Source organism: Burkholderia sp. IO2 (assembly GCF_029522185.1).
In the GTDB taxonomy this organism is placed as follows: domain Bacteria; phylum Pseudomonadota; class Gammaproteobacteria; order Burkholderiales; family Burkholderiaceae; genus Burkholderia; species Burkholderia cenocepacia.
In genome coordinates, this window is the sequence record NZ_JAKWFH010000143.1 from 1 (window position 1) to 1187 (window position 1187).

1 protein-coding gene is annotated in these 1187 nt (G+C 61.6%); it reads right to left on the reverse strand.

Annotated features, from left to right (window positions below):
* Positions 1-27: 27 nt before the first annotated feature.
* Positions 28-972 (reverse strand): IS110 family transposase, encoded by a 945-nt coding sequence (locus MMB92_RS35185; protein ID WP_062884729.1) that lies wholly within the window; start codon positions 970-972, stop codon positions 28-30.
* Positions 973-1187 lie beyond the last annotated feature (215 nt).

Sequence of the window (1187 nt, forward strand, 5' to 3'; positions counted from 1 at the left end):
ACAGCAACCATCTTGAGACAGCCCATGTCATGCGCAATTGAAATCCGGCTGCCAACGCTCGCCAGTGCGAGCGATGGCGTTGAGCGTGATGAGCAGCTTGCGCATGCATGCGACGAGGGCGACCTTCTTGGGTTTGCCGGCGGCGACGAGTCTCAGATAGCAGGCGCGAATGAGTGGATTGAAGCGCGTGGCGACCAGCGCGGCGACGTAGAGTACGCGTCGCACGCTGGCACGGCCGCCAAAGATATGACGCTGCCCACGCAGGGTGCCCGAATCGCGATTGATGGGCGCCAGTCCCGCAAGACTGGTGATCTGCTTGCGAGTGAGGTGTCCGAGTTCGGGCAATTCCGCGATGAGCGTGCTGGCGGTGGTCGGGCCGACGCCCTTGACCGATTGCAGCAAAGCCGACAGATCGGCATAGCGCTCCTGAAGAACGCGCTGTATGTCGTTATCGATGTCGGCCAACTGAGCGAGCAAGGCCTCGATCATGGCTTCGATACTTGCACGGGCGCGCTCGTGAGCGACGGCCAGACGCTGCCGCTCGGAGACGAGCATGGCAACGAGCTGGCGCCGTCGCGCGACAAGTGCGACGAGTTCACGCTGCTCCTGACTGGCCAGCGCACGTGGTTGATGTCCCTGGGCATGCAACACGGCGGCAAACTCGGCCAATGCCCGTGCATCAAGGCGATCGGTCTTGGCCAGCCGCCCCATGGCTCGAGCGAAATCGCGCGCTTGGCGGGGATTGATGACGGACACGGGCAACCCGGCGCCGGCCAGCGCTACCGCGCAGGCCCGTTCGTAGCCGCCCGTGGCTTCAAGTATGACCAACGTAACGGTCTTGCGCCTGAGCCAGCGCAACAGCTTCGCGTGCCCGGCTTCAGTGTTCTCGAACGCATGCGTCGAGGTGTCCGAGCAGCAGACTTCGACACTGTCCTTGGCGACATCGATACCTACGAAAACCGGTTGGCTCATGTTCATCGGCTCCCAGCCTTATAGATGCGAAATGAGATCAATCAACCATTCGGGATGGCGTTAAACGAGGCAGCCACGACACGCCTTGAGCTGTGATTCGAGCTTAACGGCTCGCAGGAGACACAAGCTGTGCCGTAGCCGCCAACCGGCAAAGCAGCGCGCCAAACGGCGCGCCACCACTGAAGTTTGAAGCAAATCGAAGATATAAGGAGACA

Excerpts from the sequence above, each read along its gene's own strand:
- MMB92_RS35185 (WP_062884729.1), bottom strand. The coding sequence starts at position 972 with ATGAGCCAACCGGTTTTCGTAGGTATCGATGTCGCCAAGGACAGTGTC.